The organism is Acinetobacter sp. UBA3025, from assembly GCF_002367915.1.
Taxonomy (GTDB): Bacteria; Pseudomonadota; Gammaproteobacteria; order Pseudomonadales; family Moraxellaceae; genus Acinetobacter.
This window is the reverse complement of sequence record NZ_DFDO01000116.1, coordinates 1-5,395: the sequence shown is the minus strand read 5'-3', so window position 1 is coordinate 5,395 and position 5,395 is coordinate 1. Positions and strand designations below refer to the sequence as shown.

Genomic DNA, 5,395 nt, shown 5'->3' with positions numbered 1-5,395 from the left:
AAAAACATTAAATACCCTGGCTGATAAAGGTAAATTCAGCCATGAAAAAGCTGCTGAAGATCTTGCTCATTTATCCATTGCTCATCAGATCGAAGATCTGAAAGATTGCGATTTAATCGTTGAAGCGATTATTGAAAATCTGGAAATCAAACAAAAGCTGATGCAGCAACTGGAAGGTATCGTAAAACCGGAAGCGATTCTGGCATCCAATACATCTTCACTATCCATCAGTGCAATTGCTGCCAATTGCAGTCAACCGGAACGCGTTGCTGGTTATCACTTCTTTAACCCGGTTCCACTGATGAAAGTGGTTGAGGTGATTGAAGGCTTTAATACCCGTGCTGATATTGTGGATGCGCTGACTCAGTTATCTACGAAAATGGGACATCGCCCGGTAAAAGCTAAAGACACCCCAGGATTTATCATTAACCATGCAGGTCGTGCCTTTGGTAGCGAAGCCTATGCAATTCTGAATGAAAATGTCACTCCATTTTATGACATTGACCGCATCTATCGTGACGGCATCGGTTTCAAGATGGGACCATTCGAGTTAGGCGATCTGACCGGGATGGATGTATCTCATCCGGTAAGTGAATCGATTTATCACCAATATTATGAAGAAACACGTTACCGCCCAAGCGTGATTACCCGCCAGCGTTTTATTGCTAAACAGCTAGGCCGTAAAACTGGTAAAGGTTTTTACGATTATACCTCGGGGAGCAAAGTAGGTGATGTGGCTCCAAACTTGGTTGAAAAGCTGGATCAATATCCATCGGTTTGGCTGGGTACAGAATATAGCGAAGACCGTCAAGCGCTTGAGCAATATCTACAGCAGTTCAACATCCAGATCGAGCAGACTGACGCACCTTCAGCAGATGCTTTAATTTTAATTGCGACTTATGGTGAAGATGCCACTTCAGCAGCAGTCCGTTATCAAGTGTCTCCGCAGCAAGTAGTCTGCATTGATCTGCTTTACGGCTTAAATAAACACCGTACTTTGATGCCAACGTTTGTGACCAAAGCTGAACTGATAAATGCAGCGCAATCTATTTTCAATCTGGATGGTGTGACTGCGAGCACAATTCAGGAAAGCGTCGGCTTTGTGGCGCAACGTGCTTTAGCAATGATTGTGAATCTTGGCTGTGATATTGCCCAGCAAGGTGTTGCCACTGTAGAAGATATCAACGTTGCCGTGAAGTTAGGCCTTGGTTATCCATACGGCCCAATTGAATGGGGCGATGTATTAGGCGCTGAAAAAATTCTGAAAATTCTAGACCGTATGACGGCGATTACCCGTGACCAGCGTTACCGTCCAAGTCCTTGGTTACGCCGCCGCGTTCAACTCGGTTTACCTCTTGTTCATACTACACATTAATTAAAAAGTTAAAGGAATAACACTCATGTTAAATGCTTATATTTATGATGGTTTACGTTCTCCAATCGGTCGCCATGCAGGAAGCCTGGCCACTGTGCGTCCAGATGATCTGGCAGCAACAGTCATTAAAAATCTGCTAGAAAAAACCGGTATTCCAGCAGCTGACGTAGAAGATGTGATCTTTGGTAGCACGAACCAAGCCGGTGAAGACAGCCGTAACGTGGCTCGATTTGCAGCATTGCTTGCTGGTATGCCAGTGACCGTTCCAGGTCAAACAGTTAACCGTCTATGTGCGTCGGGCCTGGGTGCTGTGATCGATTCAGCACGTGCCATTACCGCAGGTGAAGGCGAACTGTATATTGCAGGTGGTGTAGAGAGCATGACACGTGCACCGTTTGTAATGGCTAAAGCTGAAAGCGCGTATTCACGTGATGCCAAAATCTATGACACCACGATTGGTACACGTTTCCCGAACCGTAAATTCACCGATCAGTTTGGCGCGCACAGCATGCCGGAAACAGGTGATAACGTCGCTGAAGAGTTTGGCATTACGCGTGAACAGGCAGATACTTTTGCTGCTGCATCACAAGCGAAATATCAAGCTGCAAAAGAAGCAGGTTTCTTTGAAGGTGAAATTACCCCGATTGAAGTTTCACAAGGACGTAAATTGCCGCCTAAATTAGTGACTGAAGATGAACATCCACGTCCATCTTCAACATTTGAAGCATTATCCAAGCTAAAACCGCTTTTCGAAGGTGGTGTAGTGACTGCGGGTAACGCATCAGGTATCAATGACGGCGCTGCAGCACTGATTATCGGCAGTGAAAAAGTTCAGGAACAGTATGGCTTAAAACCTTTAGCACGTATCCTGTCTTCTGCAGCCGCTGGCATTGAGCCACGCATCATGGGCGCGGGTCCAATCGAAGCAATCAAAAAAGCCGTAAAACGTGCAGGTTTGACGCTAGATGATATGGACATTATCGAGATCAATGAAGCATTTGCCAGCCAGGTATTATCTTGCCTGAAAGGCCTGGATGTTGCATTTGATGATCCGCGTGTGAATCCAAATGGTGGTGGTATTGCGATTGGCCATCCATTGGGCTGTTCAGGTGCGCGTTTGGCTTTAACTGTTGCGCGTCAATTACAGCGTACGGGTAAAAAATATGCCGTGATCAGCTTATGTATCGGTCTGGGTCAAGGTCTTGCGATGGTGATTGAAAACCCTGAAGCTGCATAACCACTTTAGTCATCGTATTAATGCCATGTATAGCTGATATACATGGCATTTTTTATTGGACTATTTATATAGAAATAAAAATCCCTGCATATCGCAGGGATTGCTTAAATCAGCGTAAGGATTATTTGCGGCCAGTGACCAATAAAGTTGCTGAACCAAAGGCATAAATTTTACCGTCTTTGTCGATAATTCGGCCTTCTGAAGTTAGCACATTACGACCGATCCGGATTACTTCACCAATGGCAGTATAAGTTTCGCCATTTTTCATGGCTTTAAGCATTTTGACATTCAGATCAATAGTGGAGAAACTCACGCCCGCATCAACTGTAGTATGAACTGCTGCACCGGTTACGCTGTCCAGAACAGTGGCGCAGAATCCACCATGAATGCCACCTTGCAGGTTGAAATGACGTTCATCTGGATAAACTTCATATTCCACGTAGTTTTCACGGACGACACTGAGTTTCATGGGGATCAGTTGTCCCATTGCTGAACCAGGCAATTCGCCATTTTTAATTGCAGTTAAATATTCGAGTCCATTCATTTGAGCTGTAGTCATATAGCTTCCCTTTAATAAAAATATTTCGCTTTATGAAATAATATTCTGTTTTTCTAAAATTATGATATAACAGATAGTGATCGAAATGCTATATTTTTCCAGGATGGAATGATGACAATAAAAAATCTCGTCACAGATGCTGAATGGCAGGCACGCTGTGAACTCGCAGCACTTTATCGTATTATTGCGCATTATCGGATGACCGACCTGATTGATACTCATATCAGCCTAAGAGTCCCAGATCAACCAGACTGTTTTCTGATTAACCAATATGGTGTCGCATTTGAAAAAATGCGTGCCTCAACGCTGGTGAAGATTAATCATGAAGGACAGGTGGTAGAAAGCTATGAGCAGGACAAGCCAGTCAATATGGCAGGTTTTGTAATTCATTCTGCGATTCATGACGCGCATCCTCATCTCAACTGTGTCATTCATACGCATACTGCAGATGGTATTGCCGTCTCTGCTCAGAAACACGGGCTTCTCCCAATTTCCCAGCATGCCATGAAATTTTATCAGCATGTGGCCTATCACGAATATGAAGGCGTCGCGCTTTCAACTGATGAACAAGAACGCTTGATTCAGGACTTGGGCAGCCATCGCGCCATGATTTTACGCAATCATGGCCTATTAACGGCTGGGGAAACCATTGCGCGGGCTTTTCATGAAATCTATTTCCTGGAGCGCGCCTGTCAGGCACAGGTGAAAGCCTTAAGCGGCGGTGCTGAATTGCATTATCCAGCAGAAGAAGTCCGAATTAAAACAGCCAAGCAGTTCGCCAGTCCTCTCATTGAACCGATTTTACAGCGTGCCTGGCAGGCCGCTTTGTCCCTGATTGAGCATCAATATACGGAGTATGCATCATGATTGTTATTTCCAGTTCTGTACCAAATATTGAAGCCATTCTGGTCAAGTCTTTTCAAAAATATGCGCCTGCTGGCAGTTTCTGTACAGTGGACAGTCCTAAAGCTGAACAGGCAACCACAGTCGCTGCCTGGTTTCCAGATCTGGAAAAAGTGCAGCAGCTACCAAAGCTTGGCCTGATTCATTCGATTGCTGCTGGGGTAGAACATTTAAACTTAAATGCTGTACGTCCAGATCAAGCCGTTTGCCGGGTACTGGATCCACATCATCAAAAGGGCATGTTTGATTATCTGCTTTGGGGTGTGCTGTATTTTCAGCGCTATTTTGACCGCATGATCCAGCAGCAAAAGCAGCAACTGTGGAAGCAGTATCGCCAGAGCTATAGCCATCATATCCAGATCGGGATTATGGGACTCGGGCATATGGGCGGATACGTAGCAGAACGTTTTGCAGACATGGGCTATCAAGTCTCTGGTTGGTCGAATTCCCCAAAAGACATTAATCAAGTTAAAAGTTATGTAGGGCAAGAACAGCTTTCCGAATTTCTGGCGCAAAGTCAGATTCTGATTAACCTGCTACCACTCACCGAAGAAAATACCGGCATTCTTTCTGCTGAATTATTTCAGCAACTTCCTGAACAGGCAGCTTTGATTCATGTCGGGCGTGGCCAGCATTTAATCGAGCAGGATTTATTGGATGCGCTGGATTCTGGTCATCTTCGTGGTGCGATTGTTGATGTCTTTGAGCAGGAGCCATTACCTGCGGATCATCCATTCTGGCAACATGAAAAAATTGTGGTGACACCACATGTGGCCTCACATGCCCCAATGTCTGTGGTGGTAGAGCAGATACTGGAAAATGACCGCCGCTTAAATCAGGGCCTGGATTTGTGTCATCAGGTGGATGTCAATAAAGGCTATTAATTGTAGGGATACAGACAAAAAAATAAGGAAATTGATGATGTGGGAAATGATTCAGACCCAGATTCAGCAAGGCATCGCGACTTTAAGTTTTAACCGTCCAGATTCACTGAACAGTTTTAACCGGCAAATGCATGAGGAAGTCCAGCAAGTACTGAAAAGTTGGAATACGGATTCAGACATTCGGGTAATTGTGATCCGTGGTAATGGTCGGGCATTTTCAGCGGGACAGGATTTAAAAGAACGTGCCGGACAGCTTGGCAATGTACCTTTGCCACCAGAGGGTTCGCTGGCCAAATATTATAATCCTTTGATTAATCTGATTCGTAAAAGTCCTAAACCGGTGATTGCGGCAGTAAATGGTGTGGCTGCCGGTGCAGGGGCCAATATCGCGCTGGCTTGCGATCTGGGTATTGCCAAGGAAAGTGCCAAATTTATTC

At 45.0% G+C, this 5,395-nt stretch carries 6 protein-coding genes; 5 read left to right on the top strand and 1 reads right to left on the bottom strand.

Annotated elements, in window-relative coordinates; genetic code table 11:
• Together B4J23_RS04975 and B4J23_RS04970 are read left to right on the top strand one after the other, a co-directional pair.
• A partial coding sequence (locus tag B4J23_RS04975; RefSeq protein WP_291359035.1) for a 3-hydroxyacyl-CoA dehydrogenase occupies window positions 1-1,375 on the top strand: 1,375 nt, incomplete at its 5' end.
• Window positions 1,376-1,400: 25 nt separating this feature from the next.
• Entirely contained in the window at window positions 1,401-2,612 is a 1,212-nt protein-coding gene (locus B4J23_RS04970; RefSeq protein ID WP_104473213.1) for a 3-oxoadipyl-CoA thiolase, read from the top strand.
• Window positions 2,613-2,733: 121 nt separating this feature from the next.
• Here the strand turns inward: B4J23_RS04970 and B4J23_RS04965 are convergent, their stop codons facing one another.
• On the bottom strand, window positions 2,734-3,171 hold the full coding sequence (locus B4J23_RS04965) for a PaaI family thioesterase (protein ID WP_180130536.1): 438 nt from the start codon (window positions 3,169-3,171) through the stop codon (window positions 2,734-2,736).
• A 111-nt stretch (window positions 3,172-3,282) separates the two neighbouring features.
• Here B4J23_RS04965 and B4J23_RS04960 point away from each other — a divergent pair, with 111 nt between their 5' ends.
• The 3 genes from B4J23_RS04960 to B4J23_RS04950 all read left to right on the top strand — a co-directional run.
• On the top strand, window positions 3,283-4,038 hold the full coding sequence (locus B4J23_RS04960; protein ID WP_125278512.1) for a class II aldolase/adducin family protein: 756 nt from the start codon (window positions 3,283-3,285) through the stop codon (window positions 4,036-4,038).
• The gene (locus B4J23_RS04955; protein WP_291359030.1) at window positions 4,035-4,958 is read left to right on the top strand and encodes a 2-hydroxyacid dehydrogenase; all 924 of its coding nucleotides are present in this window, start codon (window positions 4,035-4,037) and stop codon (window positions 4,956-4,958) included. Before B4J23_RS04960 ends, B4J23_RS04955 begins: the two co-directional genes overlap by 4 nt.
• A 37-nt stretch (window positions 4,959-4,995) precedes the next feature.
• Window positions 4,996-5,395, top strand: a 400-nt coding sequence (locus tag B4J23_RS04950; protein WP_291359028.1) for an enoyl-CoA hydratase-related protein, incomplete at its 3' end; no start/stop codon positions are given.

Bases quoted from the DNA above. Each gene is read 5' to 3' on its own strand.
- B4J23_RS04960 (WP_125278512.1), top strand. From the start codon at position 3,283: ATGACAATAAAAAATCTCGTCACAGATGCTGAATGGCAGGCACGCTGT.
- B4J23_RS04965 (WP_180130536.1), bottom strand. From the start codon at position 3,171: ATGACTACAGCTCAAATGAATGGACTCGAATATTTAACTGCAATTAAA.
- B4J23_RS04970 (WP_104473213.1), top strand. From the start codon at position 1,401: ATGTTAAATGCTTATATTTATGATGGTTTACGTTCTCCAATCGGTCGC.
- B4J23_RS04955 (WP_291359030.1), top strand. From the start codon at position 4,035: ATGATTGTTATTTCCAGTTCTGTACCAAATATTGAAGCCATTCTGGTC.